Origin of the sequence: Vibrio sp. Vb339 (assembly GCF_902751245.1) — a bacterium.
In the GTDB taxonomy this organism is placed as follows: Bacteria; Pseudomonadota; Gammaproteobacteria; order Enterobacterales; family Vibrionaceae; genus Vibrio; species Vibrio coralliirubri.
The window spans coordinates 161,567-175,544 of record NZ_CADDIS010000001.1 but is presented as its reverse complement, the minus strand read 5'-3'; the positions used below and the strand labels follow the sequence as shown (position 1 = coordinate 175,544).

At 46.8% G+C, this 13,978-nt stretch carries 11 protein-coding genes and 2 pseudogenes; 10 read left to right on the top strand and 3 right to left on the bottom strand.

Features of this window, described 5'->3' with window-relative positions:
* Positions 1 to 80: 80 nt before the first annotated feature.
* Positions 81 to 827 (bottom strand): flagellar brake protein, encoded by a 747-nt coding sequence (locus HRQ85_RS00820; protein ID WP_017067648.1) that lies wholly within the window; start codon positions 825 to 827, stop codon positions 81 to 83.
* Positions 828 to 1,101: 274 nt separating this feature from the next.
* On the opposite strand from HRQ85_RS00820, the gene HRQ85_RS00815 reads away from it, so the two are divergent.
* From HRQ85_RS00815 to HRQ85_RS26100, 4 genes and pseudogenes are all read left to right on the top strand, one after another.
* Positions 1,102 to 1,386, top strand: coding sequence for a GNAT family N-acetyltransferase (locus HRQ85_RS00815; RefSeq protein WP_172378400.1), 285 nt, complete (start codon positions 1,102 to 1,104; stop codon positions 1,384 to 1,386).
* Between the two features lie 11 nt (positions 1,387 to 1,397).
* Positions 1,398 to 2,546: a phosphotransferase gene (locus tag HRQ85_RS00810; protein WP_172378399.1), complete on the top strand. Its 1,149-nt coding sequence runs from the start codon at positions 1,398 to 1,400 to the stop codon at positions 2,544 to 2,546.
* Positions 2,536 to 3,471, top strand: a pseudogene (locus HRQ85_RS00805) (MFS transporter); the annotation flags it as partial. The gene HRQ85_RS00810 and the pseudogene HRQ85_RS00805, both read left to right, overlap by 11 nt.
* Positions 3,466 to 3,780, top strand: a pseudogene (locus tag HRQ85_RS26100) (MarR family winged helix-turn-helix transcriptional regulator); the annotation flags it as partial. The pseudogenes HRQ85_RS00805 and HRQ85_RS26100, both read left to right, overlap by 6 nt.
* 98 nt (positions 3,781 to 3,878) lie before the next feature.
* Here the strand turns inward: HRQ85_RS26100 and HRQ85_RS00800 are convergent.
* Positions 3,879 to 4,319: a GlcG/HbpS family heme-binding protein gene (locus HRQ85_RS00800; protein ID WP_008220964.1), complete on the bottom strand. Its 441-nt coding sequence runs from the start codon at positions 4,317 to 4,319 to the stop codon at positions 3,879 to 3,881.
* A gap of 101 nt (positions 4,320 to 4,420) precedes the next feature.
* Entirely contained in the window at positions 4,421 to 6,046 is a 1,626-nt protein-coding gene (gene aceB, locus HRQ85_RS00795; protein WP_172378398.1) for a malate synthase A, read from the bottom strand.
* 314 nt (positions 6,047 to 6,360) lie between these two features.
* On the opposite strand from aceB, the gene gcl reads away from it, so the two are divergent.
* The 6 genes from gcl to HRQ85_RS00765 all read left to right on the top strand — a co-directional run bounded on the left by gcl (position 6,361) and on the right by HRQ85_RS00765 (position 13,945).
* Positions 6,361 to 8,133 (top strand): glyoxylate carboligase, encoded by a 1,773-nt coding sequence (gene gcl, locus HRQ85_RS00790; protein WP_050620139.1) that lies wholly within the window; start codon positions 6,361 to 6,363, stop codon positions 8,131 to 8,133.
* 117 nt (positions 8,134 to 8,250) lie between these two features.
* Positions 8,251 to 9,027 carry a hydroxypyruvate isomerase gene (gene hyi, locus HRQ85_RS00785; protein WP_172378397.1) on the top strand — a complete coding sequence of 259 codons (777 nt, stop codon included), beginning with the start codon at positions 8,251 to 8,253 and terminating at the stop codon, positions 9,025 to 9,027.
* A gap of 37 nt (positions 9,028 to 9,064) precedes the next feature.
* Positions 9,065 to 9,961 carry a 2-hydroxy-3-oxopropionate reductase gene (locus HRQ85_RS00780; RefSeq protein ID WP_172378396.1) on the top strand — a complete coding sequence of 299 codons (897 nt, stop codon included), beginning with the start codon at positions 9,065 to 9,067 and terminating at the stop codon, positions 9,959 to 9,961.
* 242 nt (positions 9,962 to 10,203) lie between these two features.
* Positions 10,204 to 11,514 carry a glycerate kinase type-2 family protein gene (locus tag HRQ85_RS00775; protein ID WP_172378395.1) on the top strand — a complete coding sequence of 437 codons (1,311 nt, stop codon included), beginning with the start codon at positions 10,204 to 10,206 and terminating at the stop codon, positions 11,512 to 11,514.
* A gap of 163 nt (positions 11,515 to 11,677) precedes the next feature.
* Positions 11,678 to 12,286, top strand: a complete 609-nt coding sequence (locus HRQ85_RS00770) for a TetR/AcrR family transcriptional regulator (RefSeq protein ID WP_172378394.1) — start codon at positions 11,678 to 11,680, stop codon at positions 12,284 to 12,286.
* 222 nt (positions 12,287 to 12,508) lie between these two features.
* Positions 12,509 to 13,945, top strand: coding sequence for an amidohydrolase (locus HRQ85_RS00765; protein ID WP_172378393.1), 1,437 nt, complete (start codon positions 12,509 to 12,511; stop codon positions 13,943 to 13,945).
* Positions 13,946 to 13,978: the final 33 nt, after the last annotated feature.

Genomic DNA, 13,978 nt, shown 5'->3' with positions numbered 1-13,978 from the left:
TGGTTGAGGTCTGGTTTGCCAGTGAGCTATTTGTATTTGGTCAGCTTGCTGTATTTGGTGAAAGTCGCGTCTTAAAGGCGTTACCCATTTCGCAAGCAGAGCTTGGTGCCATCGAACTTCAGTTTTGCCAATAAGTGTTTGGCGTTAGCTCGGCCAATATCATCAAATTCGACACCGTATCGAGCGTAGTGCGTCGATTTCTGCAGATTACAGACGATGCCTCTTAATGGCGGAATCAATGGGCCATTGTAGTTCTCAGGGGTTATCTCAATAGACACTCGATCGGCAATCTGAATCGCACGGGAGGTCGGCGAAGTAACGAAACGACAACCACTTTTCGATAAATCTCGTATCTCACAGTTTGCTCGCTGGTCGTTGAAGATGATTCTTGAAGCCAGATTCACTTCATAGCGTGTTTCTTTACGCAGCTGAGTCACTTGCATCGTGCTTGGTGTAGACAGCACAAGAATAGGGAAGGGTTCACCAATCTTATGGTGAATTTGGCTTCTAAAGTGGATAAGTGCGCCTTCACCTCGCAGAGAATACGCTCGAGCAGTCATCCAAAAACCTTCTTGAAAGAAAAAGTTCAGATCTTCATTGGATACCTCGGGAACCTCAACCACAATACAGTTATCACTGTGCGTTCCGATAAACCTGGTGGTGGCGAGAAACTTCGTGCCAACGGGAGTCGAGACATTTAATGTCAGCTCACTGCCGTGCTCAATCATGGCCAGTGCATCAGTGCTATTGATGGTGGAAACGGTGCGATTACGAGGGTCTTGAAGTGCCTGATTATGCTCCAAAGGCTTCTTCAGGGGTGCGTTCATTATATGTTCTCCATGCGCCAACATGCGTCTGTTAGTTATATTGGTAACTTGCTAACAAGGGGTTATTACGTGCTACATTTAGTGAACGTACTCACATAGTTTTATAGAGTGCTTTTTATCATTGCTGATTTTATATTAAGCCGATTGCACTGAATTATTTGCTGTGTTTGTAAGTACTTAGTTTTATTTATATGCACTTGCGTTAGTCTATTACAAGGAACTCATACTTCAAACTTTTATTGTTTGTCGTATCAATTATTTGCAGGAGTTGAGAATGCAGGCAGTAAAATGGGATCAAGAAGTGAACCAGATCACGGTAGAGCTAGAACCCAACCAGTTCGCCGTCGTTAAGTATCAAAAGGACGGAGATGTACTACATATCACGTCGACACGCATTCCTGATGAACTGCAAGGCAAGGGCTTTGGTAAGGTGATGATGGAGTCGGTATTGCCTGAAATTGAACAGGCGGGTTTTAAAATGGTTCCGGTGTGTAGTTACGTAGTGCATTACATGAACAGGCAGCCACAGTGGTCACATCTTCTATCCGATAAAGCATAATAACGAGTAATATGTCTCAATCAATATCATCGAGTAATCGAGCTCAACCTGAAGCGAGTTCAAGTCAAAATCAGCCAGAGCTTTATCAACAAGAGTTTTATCAAAATGAGCTTTATCAAAAAATTGCGACCTCGTTGGGGTGTCATGAAGGATTTGATGTCCAAGTGATTCAACGCCTATGGGGTGGATATGGCGAGTTAGTTCGCTTGGTCTTTTCTCAAGCAAGCTGTGTTGAACTCAAGAGTGTGATTGTTAAACATGTCGCGTTGCCAGATAAAGCCGAACACCCAAAGGGTTGGAACACCAAACTCTCTCACCAACGAAAGGTACACTCTTACCAAGTGGAAACGGCTTGGTATCAGTCGTGCACCCAACAATGGGATGAGCGCTGCCCAGCACCTGTTGGGCTGCAATGTGAACTAGAAGAGAATGAGTGGCTGATTGTGATGCAAGACTTAGCGGATATAGGTTTTCCGTTAACCTCTCAGTTTGATGTGCTTGCTGCTTCTGACTATCAGGTATCTAGTTACACACGAGAAGAGCAAAAACAACGCGATGCTTGCCTTAAATGGCTCGCTAACTTTCACGCCAAGCACATCAATATCAATCAAGAGCAGTCATCATCATTGTGGCAAGTCGGTACTTATTGGCATCTAAATACACGTCCTGATGAGCTCAATGCCTTAGCTGATTTGCCATTGAAGAACCAAGCCAAGCACATCGATCGTTTATTAAAAGAATGTCCATATCAAACCTTAGTCCATGGCGATGCCAAGCTCGCTAATTTTTGTTTTGATTCTGAAAGCGAGCGCGCGGCTGCGGTTGATTTCCAATATGTGGGTCGCGGTTGTGCGATGAAAGACGTAGCCTTGTTCATGAGCAGCGCGATTAGGCCACAAGATTGTGCAGAGCTTGAATCAGAAGTCCTGCATGCTTACTTCCACTACTTGAAAGAAGCATTGGCGTACTATCAGCCACACCTTTCGTTCGATGAAGTCGAAGCCGCATGGCGACCAATGTTTTACGTGGCGTGGGCCGATTTCCACCGTTTCGTAAAAGGCTGGAGTCCAGAGCATTGGAAGATTAACCCTTATACTGAGCAGTTGACCTTACGAGTGCTCACTCAATTAGACGAACAGGAGTCCGTCAATGTTCGATAGAACCGCGAGCTGGAAAACGCCGCAAAACTTTTTATTACTGATTTCGATTGTTGTACCGATCGCGTTTTCGAGCTGGATGGCTTTGCTTAATAACTTCGTGATTGAGAAGGCGAACTTTGATGGTGCGGATATTGGCTTGCTGCAAAGTGTGCGTGAGATTCCGGGCTTCTTAGCGTTTACGGTGGTGTTTGTTTTAGCCTTCATTCGTGAGCAACGCTTTATGTTGATATCGCTGGCGATGCTCACTGTGGGCACCGCGATTACCGGTTTATTCCCTTCACTGACAGGCCTTTTGCTTACCACTATTTTGATGTCGACGGGTTTCCACTATTTTGAAACGCTGAAGCAGTCTTTGTCACTGCAATGGCTAAGCAAAGAAGAAGCGCCAGAGATGCTAGGTAAGATGATCTCAGTCGGCGCACTGGCATCTTTAATCACTTACGGATCTATCTGGGTGATGCTAGAACAGCTGAAGCTCGACTTTGCTTGGGTGTACGGTATTACTGGCGGGATTGGTTTTATTTTAGTTTTGGTGATGACCTTTGGCTTCCCTGAGTTTCAGACCAAGACGCCACAGAATAAAAAGTTGGTACTGCGTAAGCGTTACTGGCTCTACTACGCGCTAACGTTTATGAGCGGCGCGAGACGACAAATCTTCACCGTATTTGCAGGCTTCTTGATGGTAGAGAAGTTCGGTTATTCGGCGGCCGACGTCACATTGTTGTTCTTGGTTAACTACCTATTTAACTTCTTGTTTGCAAAACGCATTGGACGATTCATCGGTGTGGTTGGTGAGCGCAAAGCGTTGATCTTCGAGTATGTGGGTTTGATTGGTGTGTTTGTCGGTTATGGTTTGGTGCAAAGCGCGGAATGGGCGGCGGCACTTTACGTGGTCGATCACCTGTTCTTCGCATTGGCGCTGGCGACGTTGCGACGTTCTGGAAAGCCTTACCGACTGACGCCATCTGAACTGATTGGATCCATGATGCTGACATCTGGCGCGATGACCAATCGCCTTGATAAGCTAGAAGCTAAAGGGCTAATCAGTCGTGAACACAGCAAAGAAGACAGACGCAGCGTGAGTGTTCAGTTAACCAAAGATGGTCTTATTCTGATTGACCAAATGATGACTGAACATGTCGAAATGCAGAAAAAACTGGTTAAATCATTGTCTGCGAGTCAGAAGAAGAACACCAACCAACTTCTGAAAACATGGTTGAGCGCGTACGAGTAGTTTTGCTGATCTTCCTTTAGATTAAATAAAAACCGAAGCCTAATCGCTTCGGTTTTTTTGTTCTTGTTTAAGAACTTCAAGTACAGCGAATTGGCGAGTTAAGCTTGCAGCATCTCGTCACTGAACAGTTCTGCGCAGCCAATGCCATTAATGGCGCAGCTTTCGTCTATGTCTGAGATGTCACCGCTGACCCCAATCGCGCCAAGTACCGTTTTGTCCTTATCTCGAATCAGTAGGCCCCCTGGCACTGGCACCATGTTTCCGTGTGCCAGGACGTTTACGGCGGAGATAAATGCTGGTCGGTTGTCAGCATCTTGGGCGAGTTTTCTAGAGGAACAACCCAGTGCGAGTGCTCCCCACGCTTTAGCGATCGCGATGTCTGGTCGCATCATGCTAGAGCCGTCTTGACGTTGCAAAGAAATCAGTTTTCCACCGCTGTCTAAGACGGCGACCGTCAAAGGTTCTGTGTGGATCTTGTTTCCTGCTTTTAAGGTGCCATCAATGATGGTTAACGCTTGTTGTAGAGTCAAACTTCCCATGTTATCTCCTAGTTTTTCAAGGGGCCATGTACCAAGCTAAGCCAGCCAATCATTACTCTTGTTGTGAATATCATCGACTGATTCAGCTCGGTACAAGAGTCCTAACTGGACTCTTGTAATAGCCCATAGCTGGGTAAAGTTAGGAAGGCAGCGAACTCTTCGGCTGTAGAAAGTTGATAGAAAAGATCGGCTGTCTCTTCAAATCGACCTGCTGCATAGCGCGAGTCTCCGACTTCATGTTTTATGGTGTCCAGCTCTTGGTAAAGCCAAGAGTGGAATAGTGATTTGGTAAAGGTTTGGCCATCATCGAGTGTTACCCCGTGGTTGATCCATTGCCAGATATTGGCTCTCGAGATCTCAGCGGTCGCCGCATCTTCCATAAGGCCGTAGATAGGTACACAGCCGTAGCCTTGAATCCAAGCTTCGATGTAATAAAGCGCAATACGGATATTCTTGCGCACGCCGGCTTCGTCGCGGCTGCCTTCACAAGGTTTTAGCAGAGAGTCTGCATTGATCACATGCTCCGGGCTTTGAAAATCCATTTGATTCACTTTGCCATCAAGGTGCTTATCGAATATCGACATTGCCAAATCAACCAGTGCAGGGTGCGCGACCCATGTGCCATCGTGTCCGTTTTGAGATTCTCTCTGTTTGTCTTCAATGACTTTGGCCGTCACTCGCGCCATCTCTTGCGGGTCTTTCGCTGGAATAAAGGCTGACATACCACCCATCGCCAGTGCGCCACGAGCGTGACAAGTACGCACCAACAGTTGGCTATAGGCGTTGAGGAATTCTTGATCCATGCCGATGCCGTGACGATCTGGCAGGATGCGGTCTTTATGGTTCTTCAGCGTTTTGATGTAACTGAAGATGTAATCCCAACGGCCGCAGTTCATCGCAACGATATGATCGCGCATTGCATACAAGATCTCTTCCATCTGGAACACGGCTGGTAGCGTTTCGATCAATACTGTCGCGCGAATGGTGCCTTTGGGTACTTGGAAATAGTTTTCGGTGAAGCTGAAAATATCGTCCCACCATTGCGCTTCTTCCATGCATTCAAGTTTTGGAATGTAGTAGTAAACCCCTAAGCCTTGTTGTGCACGTGATTGATAGTTGTGGAAAAAGTACAAGGCGAAGTCCATCAAGCAACCGCCGATAGGCTGATTGTTGAATTGGATGGATTGCTCAGGAAGGTGGATTCCTCGTGGGCGTGCGATCAGCAGTGCAGGATCGTCGTTTAACTGGTAACGCTTCTGCTTTTTCTCATCGAAGTAACTAATGGTGCCAAGGTTGGCATCTCTTAGGTTGATTTGCCCTTCGACCATATTGGCCCAAGTCGGGGAAGACGCATCCTCAAAGCAACACATGAAGACTTTCGCGCCTGAGTTTAACGCGTTGATCACCATCTTTCTTTCGATAGGCCCGGTGATCTCTACGCGGCGATCGAGTAGCTCTGTTGGCGGTGTTGCCACTTTCCACTCTTTATTCTGACGAATGGAAATGGTGTCTTTTCTGAAATTGGGTAACTCACCCTCGTCATATTGAGCTTGTTTTGCGTCGCGGTCATTTAGCAGGGTATGACGGCGATCTCCAAACTTATTAACAAGGGCTTCTAAGAACTTTAATGCATCTTTAGACAAGATCTCTTTGTACTCGGAGTTGTCCATCTTCCCAAGTACCTGCATACACAGCACATCTTCTCTCTCTTTCACGTCATTCATCATTACTTGTCTCCTTTACACAATACGATGTCATTTTGTATACAAAACGCTCTTTTTAAGGGTATTTATATGGTAGAAGTTGTAAACAAGCAAACGGTATTTAACATTTATTTATCATTTGATCTTTTTGTAATTTATTTTTACGTAAAGATATTTTATGTAAAGCAATGAATTGTAAGCTTTTCAGGGTAAGTGCGGACTTAATGTGATGGGCTAATGTAATGAAAATGTTTCATTTTGGGGTTGATAAATGCTGAGGATGATTCATAGTACACAAAAGTTAGTTTAATTGTATACAATCTGAACTGGAGGTTCGAATGGCAATTATGAAAGCGATTGAAGCAGCGGTAGAGGTGCTTAAACGTGAAGGTGTAGACATCGCATTTGGTGTTCCCGGCGCAGCAATTAACCCTATGTATGCGGCTATGAAAAAGCTCGGAGGAATCGACCACGTCTTAGCTCGACATGTAGAGGGTGCATCCCATATGGCTGAAGGGTACACGCGTACTAATCAAGGCAATATAGGTGTGTGTATTGGTACTTCTGGTCCTGCGGGAACGGACATGATCACGGGGCTTTATTCTGCGTCTGCAGATTCGATTCCAATTCTATGCATCACCGGCCAAGCGCCACGTGCTCGTCTTCACAAAGAAGATTTCCAAGCGGTCGACATTGAATCTATCGCTAAGCCTGTGACTAAGTGGGCAACCACGGTACTGGAACCTGCACAAGTGCCACGCGCATTTCAAAAAGCCTTTCATTTAATGCGTTCGGGTCGCCCGGGTCCAATCCTGATTGATCTACCGATTGATGTTCAGCTGGCTGAAATTGAATTTGATATCGATACCTATGAACCGCTAGAACCTTATAAGCCACAAGCAACCCGCGCGCAGGTTGAGAAAGCATTAACCATGATGTCTCAATCGGAAAAACCGCTGATTGTATCGGGTGGTGGCGTGATTAATGCTGGCGCGTCCGAATTGTTGCAACAGTTTGCCGAGATCACTGGAGTTCCTGTGATTCCAACCTTAATGGGTTGGGGATCGATCCCGGATGATCATGACTTAATGGCGGGCATGGTAGGGCTACAAACTTCTCACCGTTACGGTAACGAAACCATGCTCAACTCTGATTTTGTGTTTGGTGTCGGTAACCGTTGGGCAAACCGTCATACTGGCTCTGTGGATGTTTACACCGAAGGTCGAAAGTTCGTACATGTGGACATTGAACCAACCCAAATCGGTCGCGTGTTCTGCCCAGATTTAGGCATTGTCTCTGATGCTAAAGCAGCACTAGAGCTAATGGTCGAAGTGGCGCAAGAGTGGCGTGATGCAGGCAAGCTCCCGAACCGAAATGCTTGGGCAAGTGAGTGTCAGGAACGCAAATCGACCATGCTGCGTAAAACCAATTTCGATGAAGCGCCGATGAAACCGATGCGCGTTTATGAAGAGATGAACAAGGCATTTGGTCGTGACACTTGTTATGTGAGCACCATTGGTTTGTCGCAAATCGCCGCCGCTCAGTTCCTGCATGTTTATAAGCCTCGTAACTGGATCAACTGTGGTCAGGCTGGCCCGCTAGGTTGGACAACACCCGCCGCATTGGGCGTACGAGCGGCCGATCCAAATCGCGATATTGTCGCTATCTCTGGTGATTACGATTTCCAATTCATGATTGAAGAACTGGCAGTAGGCGCGCAGTTCAACTTGCCATACATTCATGTGTTGGTGAACAACTCGTACCTAGGTTTGATTCGCCAAGCGCAGCGCCAATTTGATATCGATTATTGTGTACAACTGGCGTTTGATAACCAGAACGCGCCAGAGCTTGAAGGCTACGGTGTTGACCATGTCGCGGTTGTTGAAGGCCTAGGCTGTAAGGCAATTCGAGTTCGTGAACCAGACCAAATTGCTGCTGCGTTTGAACAAGCCAAAGAGCTGATGAACAAGCATAAGGTCCCGGTTGTTGTTGAGTTGATTCTTGAGCGAGTAACCAACATAGCGATGGGCGTTGAGATCAATGCCATCAACGAGTTTGAGCCACTTGCCGAAAGTCGCGGCGATGCCCCAACGGCGCTGGCGTACAAGTAATCATTAAGTCATGTGTATCCGTAGAGCTGAGGCTTAGCTCTACGGAAAAGCCTCCAATAGAGCGAGGCTCTACTACAAATAACCAGATTTTCAAAAATAAAGAATAAGGACAGAGTCATGGCAAAATTTGCAGCAAACTTGTCAATGTTATTCACGGAAGTTGATTTTATGGACCGCTTTGAAGCTGCCGCAGAAGCTGGCTTTCAAGGTGTGGAGTATCTTTTCCCTTACGCCTTTGATGCTCAGGCAATCAAAGCAAAGCTCGATGCTAATAACCTAGAGCAAGTGCTATTTAACTTGCCTGCGGGTGATTGGGACGCTGGCGACCGTGGTATCGCGGTCGACCCTGCACGAGTTGAAGAGTTTCAAGCGAGTGTACCTAAAGCCATCGCTTACGCAAAAGCGCTCGGTTGTACTCAAGTGAATTGCTTGGCCGGGATTGTTCCGCAAGGTGTGACCCAGCAAGATGCGCAATCGGCGTTTGTGATTAACCTGCATTACGCGGCGAACGCGCTAGCAGCAGAAGGCATTAGCTTAGTGATAGAAGCGATCAATACCCGTGATATTCCGGGCTTCTTCTTGAACACGACTGAGCAAGCCAAAGCGATCATTAAAGAGGTGGGGAGCGATAACCTTTCTATCCAATACGATATTTATCACATGCAAATTATGGAAGGCGATCTAACGCCGACCATGCAACAAAACATTGGCCAAATCGCACACGTGCAACTGGCGGATAATCCAGGCCGACACGAACCGGGTACCGGAGAAATCAACTACCCATTCGTGCTCAACTATCTTGATGAGCTTGGCTATCAAGGCTGGGTGGGCTGCGAATACAAACCTAAGACGACAACGACAGAAGGCCTTGGTTGGCTGCACCAGTACCGTTAATTCCGTCTGGTAACCCTCAAACGTTAAGGAGAACAACATGTCTAAAATTGCATTTATCGGAACTGGCATCATGGGTAAACCTATGGCGAGTAACCTTCAAAAAGCAGGTCACGATTTGATTCTGTCGGATCACTTTAATGCAGCACCTGCCGATCTTGTGGCAGCAGGCGCAAGGGTCTGCCATTCACCCGCAGAAGCGGCAGAGGCGGCGGATGTCATTATTCTAATGGTGCCGAATACGCCTCAAGTGGAAGACGTCCTGTTTGGTGACAATGGCGTCGAGCAAGGCCTCACCGCAGGTGGCGCTGCTGGAAAACTGGTTATCGATATGAGTTCTATCTCGCCAATCGCGACTAAAGCAATTGCAGCGCGAATCAACGAAGGCGGCGCGTCATACCTTGATGCTCCGGTATCAGGTGGCGAAGTAGGCGCAATCAATGCAGCGCTGACTATCATGGTCGGCGGCGAGCAAGACGCCTTTGATAAAGCACGACCTCTGTTCGAAATCATGGGTAAGAACATCACGCTAGTAGGCGACAACGGTGCGGGTCAAACGTGTAAAGTGGCTAACCAGATCATCGTTGCTCTGAATATCGAAGCCGTGTCTGAAGCGTTAGTTTTTGCTTCAAAAGCCGGTGCCGATCCAGCACGCGTTCGTCAGGCGCTATTGGGCGGCTTTGCTAACTCTAAGATCTTGGAAGTGCACGGCGAGCGCATGGTTGAAGGCACCTTTGACCCTGGCTTTAGAATCTCACTTCACCAGAAAGATCTGAACTTAGCGCTAACGGGCGCACAAGAATTAGGTGTTGCACTGCCGAATACGGCTAATGCTCAGGAGTTGTTTGGCGAGTGTGCCGAAATGGGCGGCGAAGGTTGGGACCACTCTGCGCTTATCCAAGCGATAGAGAAACGCTCTGACCACTCGATTCGTTAATCTAGTTAACGGTTTGTCCGTTTAGTGGTTAATCAATCAACCGATTATCCGTTAATTAATTAGGGCTGCTATCGATTCGTAGCCCAACAGTTTGTTTATAAATCGCGTAGTTTCGTCTCCTTTTATACGCGTTCCTGATACGAGGCAGAGGTTGAAGTTGTTCCTTTCCAACTTGATCTTAGCAGGCACCCTTTGGCCTTGTATTGGGGTTCTTTTTTTCTCCGTCAACTAAGGAGTGGCTGATGGACATTGATGCTAAGCAGTTTCTGCAAACCCTTTTCTCAAGTGCTGTTAATCAGGCGCTACCTAAAAATCACATCGAACCTTTTCTTCCTCAAGACATTTTTTATCGTTCTGCTAATCAAGCTGGGCGTACTGTGGTGATAGGAGCAGGAAAAGCGGCCGCATCAATGGCAGCAGAGCTTGAAGCGGTTTGGCAGGCAAAGAAACAACAAGACCTTGCACTGCGTGACCTTGAAGGCTTGGTGGTGACTCGTTATGAGCACACTGCCCCTTGCGAACATATTGAGGTGATCGAAGCGGCTCACCCAGTCCCAGATGCGATGGGCTTAGAAGTGAGCCAACGTATGCTGGAATTAGTGAGTGGTCTGAGTGATGACGACACAGTGATTTGCCTACTGTCTGGCGGCGGCTCTGCATTACTCAGCTTGCCCGGTGGCGACATCAGCTTGGCAGAGAAGCAACAAATCAATAAGGCGTTGCTTAAATCGGGCGCTGCCATTGATGAGATGAACTGCGTTCGTAAGCATTTATCTTCTATCAAAGGTGGGCGATTAGCGAAAGCTGCTTACCCAGCAAGAGTGGTTTCTTTGGCGATTTCAGATGTGCCGGGCGATGACATCAGTGTGATTGCATCGGGTCCGACCGTACCAGACACCACCACCCGTTTTGATGCGATGGCAATACTGGAACGCTATCGAATTGAAACACCACCTTCGGCATTCGAATGGTTGAACAACCCAGAGTCAGAAACGGTAAAGCCCGATGATGAGTGCTGGAAAAACGCCGAGCACCATATTATCGCCACCCCGATGTCGGCATTGGAATCCGCTGCAGCAGAAGCTGAAGGCTTAGGCATTCCGGCTTATGTGTTGAGTGATTGCATAGAGGGAGAGGCTCGAGATGTCGCGAAAGTCCACGCAGCGCTGGCTAAGCAAGTGGCTAATCATAAGCACCCATTTGAGACGCCTTGCGTGATACTTTCGGGTGGCGAAACCACGGTAACCGTTAAAGGCAATGGTCGCGGTGGGCGTAATTGTGAGTTCTTGTTGAGCCTATATAACGAGCTCAAAGGCCAAGAGAACATATTTGCATTGGCTGCCGATACCGACGGGATTGATGGCGTGGAAGACAATGCGGGCGCATGGATCACACCTCAAACATGGCAACAAGGTTCGAGCCTGTCGCTTAAAGCGCAAGACTATCTCGATGCGAACAACAGCTACGATTTTTTCAAACAAGTCGATGTGCTTCTTACCACGGGACCGACGCTGACCAATGTGAATGACTTCCGCGCGATATTGATTCTTTAATTTGAACAGTTCAAAAACACAGTATGGAATGGTCGCTTCTTAACAAATAGAGCGGCCATTTTATTGTTATCAATGCGGTGACCTTGAGTTCTGAAATTATCTTCTGGACTAATGAAGCACGTTGATTACTATGATTTCAGTAACGAGCTGTAAAGGATGCAATATGTCTAGGATCAGACAAAAGAATCAAGATTTAATCATCGAAGTCGCGTGTGAACAATTCGCCACTCATGGTTATGCTGCAACAAAAATGGCCGATATCGCGAAAGCGGCCGACATTCCCAAGCCTAACGTATTCTATTATTTCAGCTCTAAAGATAAGCTCTACAACGCTGTGCTTGAAACCGTCACTCAGCCATTACTTGAAGCGTCTCGTCCGATTGAAGAGCTCAGCGATCCTGTTGAAGCCTTGTCTCAATATATTCAAACCAAGCTGATCATCTCTCGTGACCATCCACATGCCTCTAAGGTATTTGCCAATGAAGTGATGTCTGGCGCGAAAGTGCTACCAAAAGAGATTGGTGACGAGCTGTATAAGCAATCCCAGATGATTCTTGATAAGTTCTCGACATGGTCGGCGCAAGGCTTAATGGACGATGTTCCCGCTCATCACTTGATGTTCACCATTTGGGCGGCCACTCAAACCTACGCCGATTTTGGCTGGCAGATTTGTAGCGTGATGCAGAAAGATAAGCTCGATGATAAAGATTACGAAGAAGCCGCTGAGTTTATCACCCAGTTAGTGATTAAAGGTTGCGGTGTTAAAAGTTAATGTTGTTTGAACATTTATTTAGGTGTGTGAGTGACTATAAGCACAGGGCCTCTTTTGTGACCTGTTGTGCAATTACTTATTTATCTTGAATTTGGCTCGATTTGGTATGCCATTTTATTTAAAGGTAAGGGTATAGTGTCGTGAAAAATTTAGCGGTGCTCTTTTTTAAAGGAAAAGACTAACCTGCTAACAATATTACACGCACAACATATAGGTTTAGCAATGACGCTTAAAAGCTTGGCATGCACCATCAGCGCCGTTTTACTGGCTGGCTGTGGTTCGACAGTGGCAACTCAAACATACAACGCCGATCTGATTATCACGAATGGACAAGTCCTGACGATCAACTCTGAAATGGATGTGATTGAAGATGGTGTTGTTGTCGTGAAAAACGACCAGATCATCGCGGTGGGTAATGAGGACTTGATTAGTCAATACCGAGCTGAAAAGGTGATTGATGCTCAAGATGGTATTGTTATGCCAGGCATGGTTAATGCTCACAACCACCTTCCTATGATTGCGTTTCGCGGTCTAGGCGAAGAGGGTATTTCCAACCGATTATTCGCTTACTTCTTCCCGCTTGAAGCTGAAAAGTTAAGCCGTGAGCTGATTTATAATGCGACCAAGCTAGGCAGTATCGAGCTAGCACAGAGTGGTGTTACGACTTACGCTGATATGTATTACCACATGGATGAAATGGCTAAGGCGACCAAAGAAGTTGGCCTGCGCGCCGTTCTCGGCGAAACCGTGATTAAGTTCCCAGTGGTAGATGCCAAAGAACCTTATGGCGGTATCGATTATGCCAAAGGCTTCATTGAGCAGTACCAAAACGACGAGCTGATTACACCTGCTTATGCACCACACGCGGTGTACACAGTGAGTAAAGACAAGCTGCAAGAAATCAATAAACTGTCTGCTCAATACGATGTGCCGGTATTAATTCACGTTGCTGAATTCCCGAATGAAGAAAAGCGCATCAAAGACGAAACCAAAGCGACATCGCCAGTTGAATACATGGATGAAATCGGCGTACTTGATGAGCGTGTTGTGATTGCTCACGGTATCCACCTTTCAGAGAATGACCAAAAGCTATTGAAACAAGCAGATGCAGGTATCTCATACAACCCAATGGCGAACGCCAAAGGAGCGACAGGCATTGCACCTGCGTGGGAGATGTACCGTGCTGACATGCGTATTGGCTTGGGAACAGACGGCCCTATGAGCTCGAACCAAGTCGATATCATGCGCACCCTAAGTTACGCAGCTAATATGCAGCGCTTAAAGCATTCAGACCGCACCATTATGATCCCTGAACAGGTTATTGAAATGGCAACCTTAGGTGGTGCAAAAGCCCTACACATGGAAGATCAAATTGGTTCTCTTGAAGTGGGTAAGAAGGCGGATATCGTGATTGTAGAGACACAATCGGCGAACATGATGCCTAATTACGACCCATACGCGACTTTGGTTTACCAAGCGAACCCAAGCAATATCGACACGACCATCGTTAATGGCCAAATCGTGATGGAAAACCGAGTGATGCAGACGGTTCAATTGGATGAAATCCGCCAAAGCGTCGATGAGTTTGAAACAGATATCAAAGCGTTTGCCGAAGAGCTTTCTAAGAAGGCGATTAAGTCTAAGAGCTTGATGGATTAGGACGTAAACCTAGTTCTAAAAATCGAACTGAAT

What these genes read in the sequence shown, in the direction of transcription:
- HRQ85_RS00780 (WP_172378396.1), top strand. Translation starts at nt 9,065, where the DNA reads ATGTCTAAAATTGCATTTATCGGAACTGGCATCATGGGTAAACCTATG.
- HRQ85_RS00775 (WP_172378395.1), top strand. Translation starts at nt 10,204, where the DNA reads ATGGACATTGATGCTAAGCAGTTTCTGCAAACCCTTTTCTCAAGTGCT.
- HRQ85_RS00765 (WP_172378393.1), top strand. Translation starts at nt 12,509, where the DNA reads ATGACGCTTAAAAGCTTGGCATGCACCATCAGCGCCGTTTTACTGGCT.
- HRQ85_RS00800 (WP_008220964.1), bottom strand. Translation starts at nt 4,319, where the DNA reads ATGGGAAGTTTGACTCTACAACAAGCGTTAACCATCATTGATGGCACC.
- HRQ85_RS00815 (WP_172378400.1), top strand. Translation starts at nt 1,102, where the DNA reads ATGCAGGCAGTAAAATGGGATCAAGAAGTGAACCAGATCACGGTAGAG.
- hyi (WP_172378397.1), top strand. Translation starts at nt 8,251, where the DNA reads ATGGCAAAATTTGCAGCAAACTTGTCAATGTTATTCACGGAAGTTGAT.
- HRQ85_RS00770 (WP_172378394.1), top strand. Translation starts at nt 11,678, where the DNA reads ATGTCTAGGATCAGACAAAAGAATCAAGATTTAATCATCGAAGTCGCG.
- HRQ85_RS00810 (WP_172378399.1), top strand. Translation starts at nt 1,398, where the DNA reads ATGTCTCAATCAATATCATCGAGTAATCGAGCTCAACCTGAAGCGAGT.
- aceB (WP_172378398.1), bottom strand. Translation starts at nt 6,046, where the DNA reads ATGATGAATGACGTGAAAGAGAGAGAAGATGTGCTGTGTATGCAGGTA.
- HRQ85_RS00820 (WP_017067648.1), bottom strand. Translation starts at nt 827, where the DNA reads ATGAACGCACCCCTGAAGAAGCCTTTGGAGCATAATCAGGCACTTCAA.
- gcl (WP_050620139.1), top strand. Translation starts at nt 6,361, where the DNA reads ATGGCAATTATGAAAGCGATTGAAGCAGCGGTAGAGGTGCTTAAACGT.